The organism is Mesorhizobium sp. B2-3-15 (assembly GCF_006442875.1).
GTDB classification, from domain to species: domain Bacteria; phylum Pseudomonadota; class Alphaproteobacteria; order Rhizobiales; family Rhizobiaceae; genus Mesorhizobium; species Mesorhizobium australicum.
Map to the genome: position 1 here is coordinate 146,369 of NZ_VFVO01000006.1, position 15,632 is coordinate 162,000.

Annotated in this window: 16 protein-coding genes and 1 tRNA gene; 10 read left to right on the plus strand and 7 right to left on the minus strand. The window is 63.9% G+C overall.

Annotation, left to right across the window (positions count from 1 at the left end):
• Positions 1–170 precede the first annotated feature (170 nt).
• A tRNA-Ser gene (locus tag FJ954_RS14310) sits at positions 171–260 on the plus strand.
• 270 nt (positions 261–530) lie between these two features.
• Entirely contained in the window at positions 531–833 is a 303-nt protein-coding gene (locus FJ954_RS14315) for a DUF982 domain-containing protein (protein WP_140661736.1), read from the plus strand.
• A 120-nt stretch (positions 834–953) separates the two neighbouring features.
• Here FJ954_RS14315 and FJ954_RS14320 read toward each other — a convergent pair whose 3' ends face one another.
• A complete protein-coding gene (locus FJ954_RS14320) occupies positions 954–1,190 on the minus strand; it encodes a hypothetical protein (protein ID WP_015315763.1) in 237 nt (78 codons plus the stop codon).
• Positions 1,191–1,409: 219 nt separating this feature from the next.
• On the opposite strand from FJ954_RS14320, the gene FJ954_RS14325 reads away from it, so the two are divergent.
• The 8 genes from FJ954_RS14325 to FJ954_RS14360 all read left to right on the plus strand — a co-directional run bounded on the left by FJ954_RS14325 (position 1,410) and on the right by FJ954_RS14360 (position 10,678).
• The gene (locus FJ954_RS14325) at positions 1,410–2,129 is read left to right on the plus strand and encodes a Crp/Fnr family transcriptional regulator (protein WP_140661737.1); all 720 of its coding nucleotides are present in this window, start codon (positions 1,410–1,412) and stop codon (positions 2,127–2,129) included.
• A gap of 368 nt (positions 2,130–2,497) precedes the next feature.
• The gene (kdpF, locus tag FJ954_RS14330; RefSeq protein WP_015315765.1) at positions 2,498–2,587 is read left to right on the plus strand and encodes a K(+)-transporting ATPase subunit F; all 90 of its coding nucleotides are present in this window, start codon (positions 2,498–2,500) and stop codon (positions 2,585–2,587) included.
• A 20-nt stretch (positions 2,588–2,607) separates the two neighbouring features.
• The gene (gene kdpA, locus FJ954_RS14335; protein WP_140661738.1) at positions 2,608–4,311 is read left to right on the plus strand and encodes a potassium-transporting ATPase subunit KdpA; all 1,704 of its coding nucleotides are present in this window, start codon (positions 2,608–2,610) and stop codon (positions 4,309–4,311) included.
• Complete coding sequence (locus FJ954_RS14340) at positions 4,295–4,534, plus strand: hypothetical protein (protein ID WP_246681069.1); 240 nt, start codon at positions 4,295–4,297, stop codon at positions 4,532–4,534. The genes kdpA and FJ954_RS14340 overlap by 17 nt, the downstream gene beginning before the upstream one ends.
• Positions 4,531–6,624: a potassium-transporting ATPase subunit KdpB gene (kdpB, locus tag FJ954_RS14345; protein WP_140661739.1), complete on the plus strand. Its 2,094-nt coding sequence runs from the start codon at positions 4,531–4,533 to the stop codon at positions 6,622–6,624. Before FJ954_RS14340 ends, kdpB begins: the two co-directional genes overlap by 4 nt.
• Positions 6,625–6,635: 11 nt before the next feature.
• Positions 6,636–7,199: a potassium-transporting ATPase subunit KdpC gene (gene kdpC, locus FJ954_RS14350; RefSeq protein WP_015315769.1), complete on the plus strand. Its 564-nt coding sequence runs from the start codon at positions 6,636–6,638 to the stop codon at positions 7,197–7,199.
• Positions 7,200–7,256: 57 nt separating this feature from the next.
• On the plus strand, positions 7,257–9,992 hold the full coding sequence (locus FJ954_RS14355; RefSeq protein ID WP_140661740.1) for a sensor histidine kinase KdpD: 2,736 nt from the start codon (positions 7,257–7,259) through the stop codon (positions 9,990–9,992).
• Positions 9,989–10,678 carry a response regulator transcription factor gene (locus FJ954_RS14360; protein WP_015315771.1) on the plus strand — a complete coding sequence of 230 codons (690 nt, stop codon included), beginning with the start codon at positions 9,989–9,991 and terminating at the stop codon, positions 10,676–10,678. Before FJ954_RS14355 ends, FJ954_RS14360 begins: the two co-directional genes overlap by 4 nt.
• 24 nt (positions 10,679–10,702) lie before the next feature.
• Here the strand turns inward: FJ954_RS14360 and FJ954_RS14365 are convergent, their stop codons facing one another.
• The 6 genes from FJ954_RS14365 to FJ954_RS14390 form a co-directional block, all read right to left on the minus strand.
• Positions 10,703–12,139, minus strand: a complete 1,437-nt coding sequence (locus tag FJ954_RS14365; RefSeq protein ID WP_140661741.1) for an MFS transporter — start codon at positions 12,137–12,139, stop codon at positions 10,703–10,705.
• Between the two features lie 402 nt (positions 12,140–12,541).
• The gene (locus tag FJ954_RS14370; RefSeq protein WP_140618787.1) at positions 12,542–13,024 is read right to left on the minus strand and encodes a DUF992 domain-containing protein; all 483 of its coding nucleotides are present in this window, start codon (positions 13,022–13,024) and stop codon (positions 12,542–12,544) included.
• Positions 13,025–13,115: 91 nt separating this feature from the next.
• Positions 13,116–13,592, minus strand: a complete 477-nt coding sequence (locus tag FJ954_RS14375) for a DUF992 domain-containing protein (protein WP_023770564.1) — start codon at positions 13,590–13,592, stop codon at positions 13,116–13,118.
• Between the two features lie 208 nt (positions 13,593–13,800).
• A complete protein-coding gene (locus FJ954_RS14380; RefSeq protein WP_127275461.1) occupies positions 13,801–14,643 on the minus strand; it encodes a tetratricopeptide repeat protein in 843 nt (280 codons plus the stop codon).
• A gap of 140 nt (positions 14,644–14,783) precedes the next feature.
• Entirely contained in the window at positions 14,784–15,050 is a 267-nt protein-coding gene (gene rpsU, locus FJ954_RS14385; RefSeq protein WP_010911429.1) for a 30S ribosomal protein S21, read from the minus strand.
• Between the two features lie 175 nt (positions 15,051–15,225).
• Entirely contained in the window at positions 15,226–15,612 is a 387-nt protein-coding gene (locus FJ954_RS14390; RefSeq protein ID WP_140661742.1) for an SET domain-containing protein-lysine N-methyltransferase, read from the minus strand.
• Positions 15,613–15,632 lie beyond the last annotated feature (20 nt).

Sequence of the window (15,632 nt, forward strand, 5' to 3'; positions counted from 1 at the left end):
GGGATCGACTAGATGAGCCCCGCGCCTGTTGCTTTGACGGCTCAGGTGCCGGGGAGAGGTGTCCGCTGGTTGGCGGCACCCATAGCGCGGAAATCGCTACTCCTCCCTGAAGGGACTGCATTGTCCCCAACCCGCGCGGCGAAACCGGCCGTCGCGAAAAATGCAAGGACGGAGAGGTGGCCGAGTGGTTGAAGGCGCACGCCTGGAAAGTGTGTTTACGGGAGACCGTAACGCGGGTTCGAATCCCGCTCTCTCCGCCAGCTTCCCTTTTCGCCGGGCGCCTCTGGGTGCAGTCTAGCATACTAGCATCTCGACTATCGAACCTTAATCCGTCTTCTCGCCGGTCCGACGGAGTAGCAGCCATGGCCGGTGGATCAGGATGCAAGATTTCCGGCGCACTCAGGCGTGCGTTTCGCAAACGGTCCTGTTTGCTCCGGAACCTCCCAGCTCGCGATGCGTTACCCGGCGTCTCATCATAGATCCCCGCCAGGATTTTCTCCGAGAACCGCGTCCAATCAGGAGCCCGCTTCATGTATGACAAGCTGTTTCATTCGCCCGTCGCACTGACCGTCGGTCTCGGCTTCAAGCGCGAAATCGCCTCGCTGGCCGAAATGCACGATTTCCTGACCAACTGGACGACCTCCCGACGTGGTCCGCTTTATCGCAATGCCGTCGAGGCGTGCAGCCTGGCCTTGGAAGGCTGCATCACGAGGGACGAGGCGCGCCATGCGCTTGTTGAATTCGCGGAAGCCACCGGTATTCTCTGGCCCGAGATCGAGCCGGTCATCGTGGCGAGGGCCGTCGCACGCGGCCATGGCGGCTACGCCGCCTGATCGTTCGAGCTGTCATTGCGATGGCCGGTTCGTACGGCCGCTCCCCCGAAAGCCCGGCTTGGCCCTCCGAGCCCGGCTTTTCCGTTCCATCTTGCGGAGGGTCCGCAGACCAGGCCGCGGTCAATCGCACCAACTCGATGAGATGACGAGCGATGCTTCGAAGACATGGCGCCCGCTCTCGTCCCGCACCTTCACGGTGATGGCCGTTCGGTCGTTTTCGATCATCTCGTCGCGAATGATGTCGGGCAGGATAAGGATTGCCTCGCGCCGCAGACGCTCGCGCGTATCGAACACCTGACCATGGTCATCCACCGTCAGGCCATCGCCATTGTAAAGGTCGAGAAAGTATCTGGGCATGATGCGGCCGGATCCCGAGCTGATGAAATTTCCAAAAGAGACTTGAGCGACAATTCGCGGGCTAAGCCGTTGTTCCATCAGAGATGATCTTCGTTGGCGAATAAGCGCCTTCTAACAAATGTTAATGCCCGCCGGCGCCCGACGACCTAGTGCTTCGGTAGCCGCCCCTTGCTTTCGACAGTTGGCGATCGGCTCTGAGCCCTTTCGCTGGAGATAGCGGTGCTGGAATCCCTGTATCTGAATCTCGCCCAGCACGACGCGCTTTCCGATGCCGAAAAGGCGCTGCTGGCTGAGGCCATGACTTTCGAGCGGCATTTCGCGGTCGGCCAGGATATCGTCGCATCGGGCGCGCGGCCCACCTATTCGACCCTGATCCTCGACGGTTTGGCGGCGCGCTACAAGGTGCTCGAGAATGGCGGCCGGCAGTTCACCTCGCTGCAGGTGCCTGGCGATTTCGTCGATCTCCACGCCTTCCTTCTGAAGACGATGGATCACGGCATCGTTGCCATGTCGCCCTGTCATGTCATGTTCGCCGATCACAGCCGGCTTCGCGCCATCACCGAGGAAGCGCCGCATCTGACGCGGCTGCTGTGGCTGGACACGCTGGTCGACGGCGCCATCCATCGCGAGTGGATCGTGGCGATGGGCCGCCGCTCCAAGACCTCACACCTGGCCCATCTCCTCTGTGAGCTTTTCGTACGGCTGCAGGTGGTGCAGCGCACCAACGGCATGAGCTTTCACCTGCCGCTCTCACAGGCCGAGCTGGCCGATGTGCTCGGTCTTTCCGTCGTACACATGAACCGCGTCATCGGCGCCTTGCGCAAAGTCGGCGTCGTCAACTGGGCAAATCACACGGTGACAATCCTGGATTGGCACAGGCTCCAGGAAATCGCCGAGTTCGATCCGACCTATCTCAGCCTGACGCGGGAGCCGCGGTAGAGCGTTCCCAGCAAGGCCGCAAAGCGCGGCGGCATATCCTTCCCGGCAATCCGCGTCGACAAGCTGCTCTTCGACGGCGAGCCGCGCCGGAAACCTTTATAGAATTCCTATTTCTTTCCCATCCGCCCCGTCTCGAACCTTTATGGCGATCGGGTCCATATTCACGTCGAGCAAAGCCGTCGACGCCGCCCAGTGCGGCGCGCCGTCTCACAGTATTGCCGCCCTGTCTTTGGCAGGAGACCAGTAAAAAATTGGAAGCAAGGAGAACAGAATGGACATCATTGTTCTTGGGGTCGGGGCTTTGTTCTTCGGTCTGTCCATCGTCTACGTCAAAGCTTGCGACAGGATTTAGGCTGAAGGATCGAACCATGCTTGTCGATTACATCCTCGGCGGTGGCGTGACCTTGTTCCTGCTCGCCTATCTGACATACGCCCTCATTCGTCCAGAACGCTTCTGAAGGCACGGAAAGCCACAGCCATGACACTGAACGGATGGATACAGATCCTCCTCTATTGCGGGATCCTCGTTTTGCTGGTGAAGCCGCTTGGCTTCTACATGCACCGCGTCTTCAATGGTGATCGCACGCCGCTTTCACCGGTCCTCGGCCCGCTCGAGCGCGGGCTCTACCGCATTTGCGGAACCAGCGAGCGCGAGGAGCAGCACTGGACCACCTATGCGGTGGCTCTCCTGCTGTTCAACCTGGCGGGCTTCCTGGTGCTCTATGGCCTGCAACGCCTGCAAGGCAGTCTGCCCTACAATCCGGCCGGCATGAGCGCGGTCGACCCAGCGCTCGCCTTCAATACCGCCGCCAGCTTCATGACCAACACCAACTGGCAGAACTACGGTGGTGAAAGCACGATGTCCTACCTCGTGCAGATGGTCGGGCTGACGGTCCAGAATTTCGTTTCGGCCGCCACCGGCATCGCCATTGCAATCGCGCTGATCCGCGGCTTCGCCCGGGCGTCGGGCAAATCCATCGGCAATTTCTGGGTCGATATGACGCGCGCCACACTTTATGTGCTCTTGCCGCTCTGCGTCGTGCTCACCCTGGTCTATGTCTGGCTCGGCATGCCGCAGACGCTGGGGCCTTACGTCGACGCCACGACGCTTGAGGCCGACAAGCAGACCATCGCGCTGGGGCCGGTCGCCTCGCAGGTCGCCATCAAGATGCTCGGCACCAATGGCGGCGGTTTCTTCAATGCCAACGCGGCACATCCCTTCGAGAATCCCGACGCCATCTCCAACCTGATCCAGATGCTGTCGATCTTCGTCGTCGGCGCCGCATTGACCAACGTCTTCGGCCGCATGGTCGGCAATCAGCGCCAGGGCTGGGCGATCCTCGCCTCAATGGGCGTGCTGTTCATCGTTGGCGTCGCCGTCTGCTACTGGGCGGAAGCCGCGGGCAATCCGCTGGTGCATGCGCTGGGCATCGACGGCGGCAACATGGAAGGCAAGGAGACCCGCTTCGGCATCGCGCTCTCGGCTTTGTTCGCCGTCATCACCACGGCCGCTTCCTGCGGCGCGGTCAACGCCATGCACGATAGCTTCACCGCGCTCGGCGGCATGGTTCCGCTCATCAACATGCAACTCGGCGAGGTCATCGTCGGCGGCGTCGGCGCCGGCTTCTACGGCATGCTGATGTTCATCCTGATCGCCGTCTTCGTTGCCGGCCTGATGGTCGGCCGCACGCCCGAATATCTCGGCAAGAAGATCGAGGCGAAGGAGGTCAAGATGGCGATGCTGGCCATCCTGTGCCTGCCGCTGGCGATGCTGATCTTCACGGCGACCGCGGTGGTGCTGCCGAGCGCGGTGGCGTCGATCGCCAATGGTGGGCCGCACGGCTTCTCCGAGATTCTCTACGCCTACACCTCGGCGGCGGCCAACAATGGTTCGGCTTTCGGCGGCCTCAGCGGCAACACGCCCTGGTACAACATCACGCTCGGCATCGGCATGCTGATGGGCCGCTTCCTGGTCATCATCCCGGCGCTTGCCACCGCCGGCGCGCTGGCGGCGAAGAAGACCGTCCCCGCCTCAGCCGGCACCTTCCCGACCGACGGTCCGCTGTTCGTCGGGCTGCTGGTCGGCGTCATCGTCATCGTCGGCGGCCTGACCTTCTTGCCTGCGCTCGCCGTCGGACCTGTCGTCGAGCACCTGGCGATGATCCATGGACAGACATTCTGAGGCAGACATGTCCTGGTTCAGCAACAAGCGCCGCAATATCAGGCATCGGGCCGATCCGGGGAAGGAGGGGCTGCCGCCTCCCTTCCCGACCATGTCGACGTTTCTTGGGCTTGCCGCCGCCATGATCGCGCTTTGGCTGCTGGCCTACGGGCTTCCTCATCTTTTTTCGGCATCCGACCAGTCGCCGCCGCACACCAACACTGAAGCCGGAGCTTCAAAATGAGTCAGTCAAAGTCAGCCAGCATCATGGATGCCGGCATCCTGTGGCCCGCCATCGGCGGCGCCGTCCGCAAACTCGATCCGCGCACGCTCGCCCGCAACCCGGTGATGTTCGTCGTCGCCGTCGTCTCGGCGCTGACATCGGTGCTGTTCGTCAAGGACCTCGTCACCGGCGGCGGTGATTTGCTGTTCACGCTGCAGATCATCATCTGGCTGTGGTTCACGGTGCTGTTCGCCAATTTCGCCGAAGCCGTCGCCGAAGGGCGCGGCAAGGCGCAGGCGGATTCGCTGCGCAAGGCTCGCACCGAAACCCAGGCCAAGCTTTTGACGGGCGTGGACCGCACCAGGTTCAAGCTGGTACCCGGCACCAGCCTGAAGGTCGGCGATATCGTTCTCGTCGAAGCCGGCGACATCATCCCGTCCGATGGCGAGGTGGTGGAAGGCGTCGCCTCGGTCAACGAGGCGGCGATAACAGGCGAATCCGCGCCGGTGATCCGCGAATCCGGCGGCGACCGATCGGCCGTCACCGGCGGCACGCAGGTGCTGTCGGACTGGATCCGCGTGCGCATCACCGCCGCCGCCGGCCACACATTCCTCGACCGCATGATCTCGCTGGTCGAAGGCGCCGAGCGCCAGAAGACGCCCAACGAGATCGCGCTCAACATCCTGCTCGTCGGCATGACGCTGATCTTCGTGCTGGCTACAGCGACCATCCCGAGCTTTGCCCACTACTCGGGTGGCTATATTTCGGTGACCGTGCTCGTCGCGCTGTTCGTGACGCTTATCCCGACCACGATCGGCGCGCTGCTGTCGGCCATCGGCATTGCCGGCATGGACCGGCTGGTGCGCTTCAATGTGCTGGCCATGTCGGGTCGCGCCGTCGAAGCCGCCGGCGACGTCGACACGCTGCTCCTCGACAAGACCGGCACCATCACGCTCGGCAATCGCCAGGCGACGGAATTCCGCCCGGTCAAGGGCGTCAGCGAGCAGGAACTGGCGGACGCGGCACAGCTTGCCTCGCTCGCCGACGAGACGCCTGAAGGCCGCTCGATCGTGGTGCTGGCCAAGGAGAAATATGCCATCCGTGCCCGCGACATGGCGACATTGCATGCTGCTTTCGTGCCCTTCACCGCCCAGACCCGCATGAGCGGCGTCGACATCGACGGTTCGTCGGTACGCAAGGGCGCGGTCGATTCCGTGCTCGCCCATGTCAGCCAGGCGACATCGGCCAGCCGCGCGACGCGCCCGAACAGCGACACGATCAGGGATTTACAGGCGATCGCCGACGAGGTTGCGAAATCCGGCGGCACGCCGCTGGCGGTCGAGCGGGACGGGCGCCTGCTGGGTATCGTGCACCTCAAGGACATCGTCAAAGGCGGCATCCGCGAGCGTTTCGCCGAGCTGCGCAAGATGGGCATTCGCACGGTCATGATCACCGGCGACAACCCGATGACGGCAGCCGCCATCGCGGCCGAAACCGGCGTCGACGACTTCCTTGCCCAGGCGACACCGGAGGACAAGCTGAAGCTGATCCGCGACGAGCAGGCCAAGGGCAAACTGGTCGCCATGTGCGGCGACGGCACCAACGATGCGCCAGCCCTTGCGCAAGCCGATGTCGGCGTCGCCATGAACACCGGCACGGTCGCTGCTCGCGAGGCCGGCAATATGGTCGACCTCGACAGCGATCCGACCAAGCTCATCGAGATCGTCGAAATCGGCAAGGCGCTGTTGATGACGCGCGGCTCGCTGACTACCTTCTCGATCGCCAATGACGTGGCCAAGTATTTCGCCATCATCCCGGCCATGTTCGCGGTCTTCTACGTCGCGCCCGGCCAGACCACAGGTCCGCTGCAAGCGCTCAACATCATGCATCTGGCGACACCGCAGAGCGCCATCCTGTCGGCCATCATCTTCAACGCGCTGATCATCATCGCGCTGATCCCGCTGTCGCTGCGCGGTGTGAAGTACCGGGCGATCGGCGCGGGTGCGCTGCTCAGCCGCAACCTTCTCGTCTACGGTCTCGGCGGCATCGTCGTGCCGTTCGTCGGCATCAAGACAATCGACATGGCCGTCACCGCCCTTGGCCTTGCATAAGGATCATTCCGATGCTCAAGCAGATCAGACCCGCGATCATCATGATCGTTTTCTTCACCGTGCTGACCGGGCTCGTCTATCCCATCGGCATGACCGGCATCGCCCAGGCGCTGTTCCCGCGCCAGGCCAATGGCAGCCTGATCGAGAGGGGCGGCAAGGTGATCGGCTCCGAACTGATCGGCCAGGCTTTCGCCAGCGACACGTATTTCCACGGACGGCCGTCGGCTGCCGGCAACGGCTACGATGCCAGCGCCTCCGGCGGCTCCAACCTCGGTCCGACCAACCCGAAGCTGATCGAGCGCATCAAGGGCGACGCGGAAAAGCTGATGGCTGAGAACCCGGACCAGCCGGTGCCGATTGACCTGGTGACGACGTCCGGCAGCGGCCTTGATCCGCAGATCAGTCCCGAGGCCGCTTATTTCCAGGTTCCGCGCGTGGCCAAGGCAAGGCGCATCGACGAGGCCAAGGTCAAGGCGCTCGTCGACGGCCAGGTCGAGGACCGGGAATTGGGCGTGCTCGGCGAGCCGGCGGTTAATGTGCTGGCCCTCAACCTGGCGCTGGATGCCGCGAAGTAGGTGATGTCCGGCGCCGGGGATCGACACGGTCCCCGGCGCCATTCATGATCGGACCCGATGCCGGACGACAGAAGCTACGTCGAAAACAGACCATCTCCCGACGCGCTGCTAGAGCATGCCGTGCGGGAAGGGCGCGGCCGTCTGCGCATATTCCTGGGCGCGGCACCTGGTGTCGGCAAGACTTACGAGATGCTGATGTCGGGTCGTGCCAGGGTGGCCGACGGTGCCGACGTGGTGATCGGCGTGGTCGAGACGCATGGCCGCAAGGAAACACAGGCCCTGGTCGAGGGGTTTGAAGTCATTGCCCGCCGCAGGGTCGACTACAAGGGGCGCATCCTTGACGAGATGGATATCGATGCCATCCTTGCCCGGCGTCCGGCGCTGGTCCTGGTCGACGAACTCGCCCACACCAACGCGCCCGGCAGCCGCCACCCCAAGCGCTATCTCGATGTCCAGGAAATCCTGGCGCGGGGCATAGACGTCTATACGACGCTGAACATCCAACATGTCGAAAGCCTGAACGACGTCGTCGCCCAGATTACCCGGGTCAGGGTGCGCGAGACGGTTCCAGACTCCATCATCGACCAGGCGGATGATGTCGAGATCATCGATCTGACGCCCGACGACCTGATCAAGCGGCTGGAGGAGGGCAAGGTCTATTTCCCCAACACCGCGCAGCGCGCCGTCGAGAACTATTTTTCGCCCGGCAATTTGACGGCGTTGCGGGAACTGGCGCTGCGCCGAACCGCCCAGCGCGTCGACGAGCAACTGCTCAACCACATGCAGTCCCACGCCATCCAGGGTCCGTGGGCGGCGGGGGAGCGGGTTCTTGTCTGCGTCGATGCCCGTCCGGGCGGGGCAGCCCGCATTCGCTACGCACGCAGGCTGGCTGACAGGCTTCGTGCGCCATGGATGGCGCTTCATGTCGACACGCCCCGCTCCGCCGGCATGTCCGAGGACGACAAGGACAGGCTCGCCACACTGCTGCGCCTCGCCGAGCAGCTCGGTGCCGAGGTGACGACCATCCCGGGCCAGAGCGTCGCGCAGGACATCGTTCGCCATGCGACGGCCAACAATTTCACCCACATCGTGGTCGGCAGGCCGACCCGCTCGCGCTGGCGCGAACTGATCGAAGGGTCGCTCACCTATGATCTGATCCGCAATGCCGGCGACATCAGCGTCCATGTCATCTCCGGAACGGAGCGGGACACCGAAACGTCTTCCAGGAGAGTGAACGCGGCAGCCGAGGAAAGGCATTTCCAGGCCAAGCCGTATTTGCTCGCCACGGCTTACGTTGCCGGATCATTGGCCGTCAGCACCGTTCTCGACCAGTTCCTCGACGTTCGCAATCTGGCGATCGTCTTCCTGCTCTCCGTGCTGACGTCGGCGGTGGCTGGTGGTCTCTGGCCGGCGCTTTACGCCTGTTTCCTCAGTGTCCTTGCCTTCAACTATTTTTTCCTCGAGCCACGCTACACGCTGACGATCCGCGATCCCGAGAGCATCGTCGCGATTGCCGTCTTCGTCGCCGTTGCCGTCATTGCCAGCAACCTGACGGCGCGCGTGCAGCGTCAGGCCGCCGCCGCCCGCTCGCGGGCGCGGGCAACCGAGGACATCTATCTGTTCTCCAAGAAGCTCGCGGGCGCCGGCACGCTCGACGACGTGCTCTGGGCCACCGCCTTCCAGATCGCCTCGATGCTAAAGCTGCGCGTGGTGCTGCTGCTGCCGGAAGATGGCACGATCACCGTCAAGGCAGGCTATCCGCCCGACGACACGCTGGCCGAGGCCGACATTGCCGCCGCACGCTGGGCCTGGGAGCACAACCGTGCCGCCGGACGCGGCGCCGACACGCTTCCTGGCGCCAAGCGCCTCTATCTTCCCTTGCGCACGGGACGCACCGCAATCGGCGTCGTCGGCCTCGACAATGACAAGCAGGGCCCGCTTCTGACGCCCGAGCAGCAGCGGCTGCTCGACGCGCTGGCCGATCAGGCGGCGGTGGCGATCGAACGCATCCAGCTCGTCGCCGATGTCGACCGCGCCAAGCTCGCGGCCGAAGCCGACCGGCTGCGCTCGGCGCTGCTGACCTCGATTTCGCATGACCTGAAAACGCCGCTCGCCGCCATCATGGGCGCGGCCGGCACGCTCAAGGAATTCGCGCCCGACCTCCCCGAGCAGGACAGGGCGGAGCTGCTGTCGACCGTGATCGACGAATCGGAGCGGCTGAACCGCTTCATCGCCAACCTGCTCGACATGACCAAGATCGAATCCGGGGCGATGGAGCCGAACTACGCCCTCCATTATGTCGGCGATATCGTCGGCACGGCGCTCGACCGTGCCCGCAAGATCACCAGCGAGCACAAGATCGAGGTCGATATTCCGCCCAACTTGCCGATGCTGCGGCTCGATCCCGTGCTGTTCGAACAGGTCCTGTTCAACCTTCTCGACAATGCCTCGAAATATTCGCCGCCCGGCTCGACGATCCGCGTCCAGGCCTGGGCGGACAATGGCTCCGTCATCGTGCGGATCATGGACGAGGGATCGGGCATTCCGGCGCAGGACCTGGAACGCGTCTTCGATACCTTCTACCGGGTGCGCAAGGGCGATCAGGTGCGCGCCGGCACCGGGCTCGGCCTGTCGATCTGCCGTGGCTTCGTCGAGGCGATGGGCGGCACGATCGCGGCCGCCAACCGGACCGACCGCCCCGGTGGCGCCTTCACCGTCACGATGCCGGTGCCGGCGCAAGCGCGCGATATCGGCAACCGCGGCGACGAGCCCGGCATGGATCAGCCTCGATGACCAATTCGAATGTCAGGATACTGGTCGTCGACGACGAGCCGCCGATCCGCAAGCTGCTGCGGGTCGGCCTTGGCAGCCAGGGTTACGCGGTCAGCGAGGCGCCGAACGCCAAGCTGGCGATCGAGCTGATGGAACAGGAGAAGCCGGACCTGGTGCTGCTCGATCTCGGCCTGCCCGGCATGGGGGGCCATGACCTCCTGCGCAAATGGCGTGAGGAGGGCGTCGACGTTCCCGTTGTCATCCTCTCCAGCCGCACCGACGAGGCCGGCATCGTCAGCGCGCTCGAACTCGGCGCCGACGACTATGTCACCAAGCCGTTCGGCATGAACGAACTGGTGGCACGCATCCGGGTGGCGCTGCGCCACAAGTTCCAGCAGCAGGGTGAGAAGCCGATATTCCAGAGCGGTGACCTCAGCGTCGATCTGGTCAAGCGCGTCGTCAAGGTCGAGGACAGGGAGGTAAAGCTCTCGCCGAAAGAGTACGACATACTGCGCATCCTGGTGCAGCATGCCGGCAAGGTGCTGACCCACCACTTCATCCTGAAGCAGATCTGGGACGATTCGACAGACGTGCAGTACCTCAGGGTCTATGTCCGTCAGCTCAGGCAGAAGATCGAAAAAACCCCCGACCAGCCGCGCTACATCACCACCGAGACCGGTGTCGGCTATCGCCTGCGTGTCGAGTGAAATAGCCTGTCCGATAAACCTGCGTCAGCCGATCGCCTCCAGAGGCCGATTTGCCGCCGCCGATATCCGCAAGGCGGCGAGACAGCCCAGAATGCCGAGCGGCACGAAGGCAAGGAACAGCCAGCTCGCGACATTGGCCGCGGCGTCGTGATTCAGGCCCTGCGAAAAGCCGCTGGCGTTGGCGACGATGCCGGCAATGGCGGCGCCCACTGCATAGCCGATGCGCTGCATGGTCGGCACCGCGGCCGAGGCGATGGTCTGCTCCTCGGCCGGTGCGGAGGCGACGATGACGCGGGTCAGGAACGGCCAGGCAATGCCGAAGCCGCCGCCCTGCAGCAGGGCGCAGACCAGGATCAGCGGGATCGAGCCCAGCGGTATCGTGTAGGCGAAGCCGGCGATGCCCGCCGCGATCATCAGCGCGCCGCAGACAATGATCAGCCTTTCGCGCCGCGGCGGCGCGTTGGCGACGAGGATCGACAGGATCGACCAGGCGATCGATTCGGCGGCGATGATGTAGCCGGTGGTCAGCAGCGGAATGTCGTGCAGGCTGGTCAAGAGCAGCGGCCCGTAAACGCCGAAGGAGCAGGTCGCGATGGAAAAGGCGGCGACCATCGTCATGCCGGCGCCGACCGGCGTGCGCCAGGAGAACAGCCGCGCCGGGAACAGCCTGGAGCGCGGCTTCAGCGCGTCGACGTAGAAAAACAGCGCGAGGCCCGTCAGGCCCAACACGATCAGCAGCGAGGAACGCAACAGGGCGATGTCGACGCCGGCCGAGGCGATCAGCACCACGGCGACGGCAAGACAACCAAGCGCCACGAAAGGGAAGGGCGGCGCCTTGCCGGCACTCGTGCTGGGTTTCTTCGCCTCCGGCGTGTTGAGTACGAGGAAGCTTGCCAGCGCCATGGCGGTGCCGCCGAGTGTGAAGACGCCGAAGGCCCAGCGCCAGGACAGCAATTCGGTCATAACAGCGCCGAGCAACGGTCCGCTGAACGCGGCGACGCCCCAGATAGCCGACATGATGCCGAAAAGCTGCGGCCAGATGGCACGCGAAAACAGCCGCTCCACAGAGACGAAGGCCAGCGACACCAGCGCGCCGCCACCGAGGCCCTCGATCAAGCGGCCGGCAAGGAACAATTGCATCGAGGGCGAGGTGGCGCAGATCAGCGCCCCGGCGGCATAAAGCAGGGCCGCGACCACCATGTTGGTGCGCAGCGGAACATAACTCACCAGGCGTCCGGCGGCGGCACCGGCGACGATGGCGCCGAGTTCGTAGATCGCCAGGGACCAGCCGACGAGCTGTACGCCGGCCAGTTCGCCGACCATGGCCGGCATGACCGTCGCCACCATCGTCTCATTGGTGGCGTGCAGCAGGATGCCGAGGCTGATGAAGCAGAAGCGGGCGAGGTCGCCGCTTGCCCACAATGCGCGCCAGTCTACCTTGTTGCTGGTGATTTCAGTCATGTTCACCCCTGCCTTTGCCTATCTCGCTTGTAGCGCATGGTGCCAGAGGCCAGTGCGGGCTTCCGGCAGGACCATAAGGATCGACAGCGCCGTATCCAGGCGCTGTCTACCCAAGGGCAGGCTTCTAAAACCTCAAGCATGGTTGAGTTCAAGCGGCGTTTTTGCAGACGTTCGCGAAGCCTCTCAATTTCGTCATCCACGGGCGGAGCAGCCGCGTAGCGGCGTGGCGAAGACCCGAGGATCCATGCCACGACCTGGCTGAGGGGTGCAGCGGTGCTGGGTCCTGGACCGCTGCAGCGCTTCGGAGCCCCGGCATGGATCCTCGGGTCTGCGCCGCGTCGCTACGCTCCTAGCTCCGCCCGTGGATGACGAATCGCTGCGGAAGCCGCCCTCATGGCCCAGTCAATTCTCGGTGCTGCGCAACTGGAATTGGCTGACGCCGATGGCGAGATTGATGCCGGTCTGCGTCTGCAGGCTGAGCGGCTGCAGGGTAAAGGCCTGCGAGGAGCCGCCGACCAGGAGATTGGCGCCGGCGCCGACGGCGGCGGTCACTTCGGCGCTGGCGCCGATATAGTCGCCCGCCAATGCACCCGGCGCGTAGATGTTCTTCAGCGGCGTCAGCACCAGCCAGCGCATCACCGCCTGCTTGGTCGTGCCAATATCGAGTCCGTATTTGTTGACGGCGCCGAAATAGGCTTCCGGCGCGAAGCTCCTGTCGGCCGGGGTGAAGGTGCAGCTCAAATCCTTGCTCGAGCCGAAGATGAAGCCGGTGCCGCCTGAAATGGCGCATTCAAGCGCACCGAGTTCGATACCCTGGTCCTGCGCTCGTGCGGCGCCCGCAAGCATGATCGTGGTCGCGGCAGCGGCGATGGCTGTCCTGAACATGGCGGTCCCCTCAAAATCAAACGGCGCGGAACCATACTATCTGGTTCCGCGCCGCAGGGTGAGGGGTCGTGGAGCGCGTGGCTCCGTGCAATCACTTGAGCGAGTGGATCAGCTCCAGCGAGGTGACGGCGACCGCCAGGTTGACGCCGGTCTGCGCCTGGACGCTGAGTGGCTCCAGCATGAAGGCGCTGTCGAAGCCACCGACCAGCAAGTTGGCGCCGCCACCGGTGACGACGCTCGCCTCGGCGTTGACGCCGTAGTAGCTGCCGGCAAGGTCGCCCGCGTCACGGTCGCGGGTCGCGGCAAACACCGCCCAGACCAACTGGCCCTGGTGCGTCTTGCCGAGATCGACGCCGAGTTTCGAGATGACGCCGGTGTAAATTTCAGACGGCCCGTGATGATAGGGCCGGAACACACAGGACACGCCCTTGTTGGAGGTCACGAGATAGCCGGTGCCGCCATCGATGGTGCAGTCGAGCGTGCCGAGCTGCAACCTGCCGGCGCTGGCCGGGGCGGCAGCGAACATTGTCGTTGCAAGGGCGGCGGCGCAGACGAGTTTCTTGATCATGGGAGGGTCCTTTCGCAATCAGTCTTCAGTAACGTCTCGAGCGCCGCGACCGTTCCGCCGAAAACTTGGCGCGAACAAGGCGAGGGTTAACGGCTTGTCGCGGGGGTTAACACAGGGTTGCCGGATTGGCGGCGGTCTCCAACGCCGCGTATCCTTTCGGACACGCACGATGCAGTGAGCGCCTTGCTGCAGGCCTGATGAGCCGACGTCAGCTGACCCGGGCGAGGCCGTCCTTGGCCGGCTGGTAGCTGGGGTTGAGGCGCACAGCCTCGCGATAGGCCTTCGCCGCCTTTGCCTTGTCGCCGCGCCGTTCGTAGATCAGCGCCTGGTTGGCCCAGGCCTCGGCGTTCTGGCCGTCGAGCTTGATGGCCATGTTGAAATCGGAGAAGGCGTTGTCCTCGTCGCCGGTCGCCAGATAGGAGAGGCCGCGGCCGTTATAGGGTTCGGCGGCGTCAGGAGCCAGCGAGATGGCGGTCGAGAAATCCTCGATGGCGAATTTGTGCTGGCCCTGGCTCTGGTAGATCAGGCCGCGATTGTGGTAGGCGCGGGCGTCCGTCGTGTCGAGCTGGATCGCCTTCTGGAAGTCGTTGAAGGCATCCTGGGTGCGGCCGGCCTTGCGGTAGAGATTGCCGCGGCCGATATAGGCGGCGTCGTAATTGCCGTTGATCTGGATCGAGCGATTGTAGTCGGCAAGGGCTGCTTCCTGGTTGCCGAGGAAACGCTGGATGAGGGCCCGGTTCGAATAGGCCTGGTAGAAATTCGGATTGAGCTGGATGGCCTGGTTGAAATCCTTGAGCGCCGCCTGGTACTGGCCGCCGCGGCCATAGGCCGAGCCGCGGACATTATAGCCTTCCGGATCCTGGGGATTGCGCTGGATGACCGCCGACAGCGAGGAGATATTCTCGCTCGACCCTTGCGCCTTGTCGATGTTGTTGAATTCACCGGCCGGCCCCGATGTCTGGCAGCCGGCAAGCACCAGTCCGGAAAGCAGGGCCGCTGTCAGGGCGAAACCACGCAATGCGGTCCCGCGCTCCACGCTTGTTGCGTTCATGTCTGCCCTGTCCTCACTTGCGCCGTCGTTCAGGTCCGGTTCCCCCCTCCGGGCCGGGTCACATCAAAATAAAAGGGTGGCGGCGATTCCGCATCGCGCCACCCTGGTATCCTTCGAAAAGGACGAAATATTGGCGATAATCAGCGCGGCGGACGCGCTGCACCGGCGGCACCGCCAGCAGCGACCGGACGCGGGGTCATCGGCAGCAGGCCTTCGCGCTGTGCGCGCTTGCGGGCCAGCTTGCGGGCGCGGCGAACGGCTTCGGCCTTTTCACGGGCGCGCTTCTCGGAAGGCTTCTCGTAGTGGCCGCGCATCTTCATTTCGCGGAAAATGCCTTCGCGCTGCATCTTCTTCTTCAGCGCGCGAAGCGCCTGATCAACGTTATTGTCGCGGACGAGTACCTGCACGGGCAATCCTGTCTTTCGGGTTTGATATCAACAGGCAAGCAGCCATAGCCGCAAGCCTCCGCGGCGCTCGACACCACGAATTGTGGCGGCTGATAGCAGAATCAAGCCTCGCTGTCCACAGTCGAAATGAGAGACGACAGCCAAATTGCCACGTCGCCTTGAGATAGTGTGCCCGTTACGCCGTCGCCAGGTGCAGCCGCTCGAAATCCTCGAAGAACTCACCGTAGTCGCAGGTGATCTCCTCGTCGACGGCGATATCCCGGGTCGCGGTCGCACCGCCATATTGCGAAAAGTCGGTGTTCGGTGTCGCCGAATGGTTCATGAAGCGGCCATTGTCGACCTCGTAGACCATGAAACCGGGCTTGTCCGGGCTCGGATAGGCATAGCGGTCGAGCAATTCCTTCAGGGGCTGGGGTGCGGCCTCATATTTGTCCATCGGAATCAGCCGGTCGAAATCCGGATCCAGGCGCCAGATCGAGGCGCCCTTCCGGATTGGTTCGGCGGCGAACATGCCGACGCCTTCGATTGCGCTCTGGGCGACATAGGTTCGGACCAGCATCATGGTTTCACAACCCGTCTTGG

Coding starts and splice junctions, on each gene's coding strand:
- FJ954_RS14340 (WP_246681069.1), top strand. CDS start 4,295: ATGGACAGACATTCTGAGGCAGACATGTCCTGGTTCAGCAACAAGCGC.
- FJ954_RS14380 (WP_127275461.1), bottom strand. CDS start 14,643: ATGAACGCAACAAGCGTGGAGCGCGGGACCGCATTGCGTGGTTTCGCC.
- kdpF (WP_015315765.1), top strand. CDS start 2,498: ATGCTTGTCGATTACATCCTCGGCGGTGGCGTGACCTTGTTCCTGCTC.
- FJ954_RS14360 (WP_015315771.1), top strand. CDS start 9,989: ATGACCAATTCGAATGTCAGGATACTGGTCGTCGACGACGAGCCGCCG.
- kdpC (WP_015315769.1), top strand. CDS start 6,636: ATGCTCAAGCAGATCAGACCCGCGATCATCATGATCGTTTTCTTCACC.
- FJ954_RS14390 (WP_140661742.1), bottom strand. CDS start 15,612: ATGATGCTGGTCCGAACCTATGTCGCCCAGAGCGCAATCGAAGGCGTC.
- kdpB (WP_140661739.1), top strand. CDS start 4,531: ATGAGTCAGTCAAAGTCAGCCAGCATCATGGATGCCGGCATCCTGTGG.
- FJ954_RS14320 (WP_015315763.1), bottom strand. CDS start 1,190: ATGCCCAGATACTTTCTCGACCTTTACAATGGCGATGGCCTGACGGTG.
- FJ954_RS14370 (WP_140618787.1), bottom strand. CDS start 13,024: ATGTTCAGGACAGCCATCGCCGCTGCCGCGACCACGATCATGCTTGCG.
- FJ954_RS14355 (WP_140661740.1), top strand. CDS start 7,257: ATGCCGGACGACAGAAGCTACGTCGAAAACAGACCATCTCCCGACGCG.
- FJ954_RS14375 (WP_023770564.1), bottom strand. CDS start 13,592: ATGATCAAGAAACTCGTCTGCGCCGCCGCCCTTGCAACGACAATGTTC.
- kdpA (WP_140661738.1), top strand. CDS start 2,608: ATGACACTGAACGGATGGATACAGATCCTCCTCTATTGCGGGATCCTC.
- FJ954_RS14365 (WP_140661741.1), bottom strand. CDS start 12,139: ATGACTGAAATCACCAGCAACAAGGTAGACTGGCGCGCATTGTGGGCA.
- FJ954_RS14315 (WP_140661736.1), top strand. CDS start 531: ATGTATGACAAGCTGTTTCATTCGCCCGTCGCACTGACCGTCGGTCTC.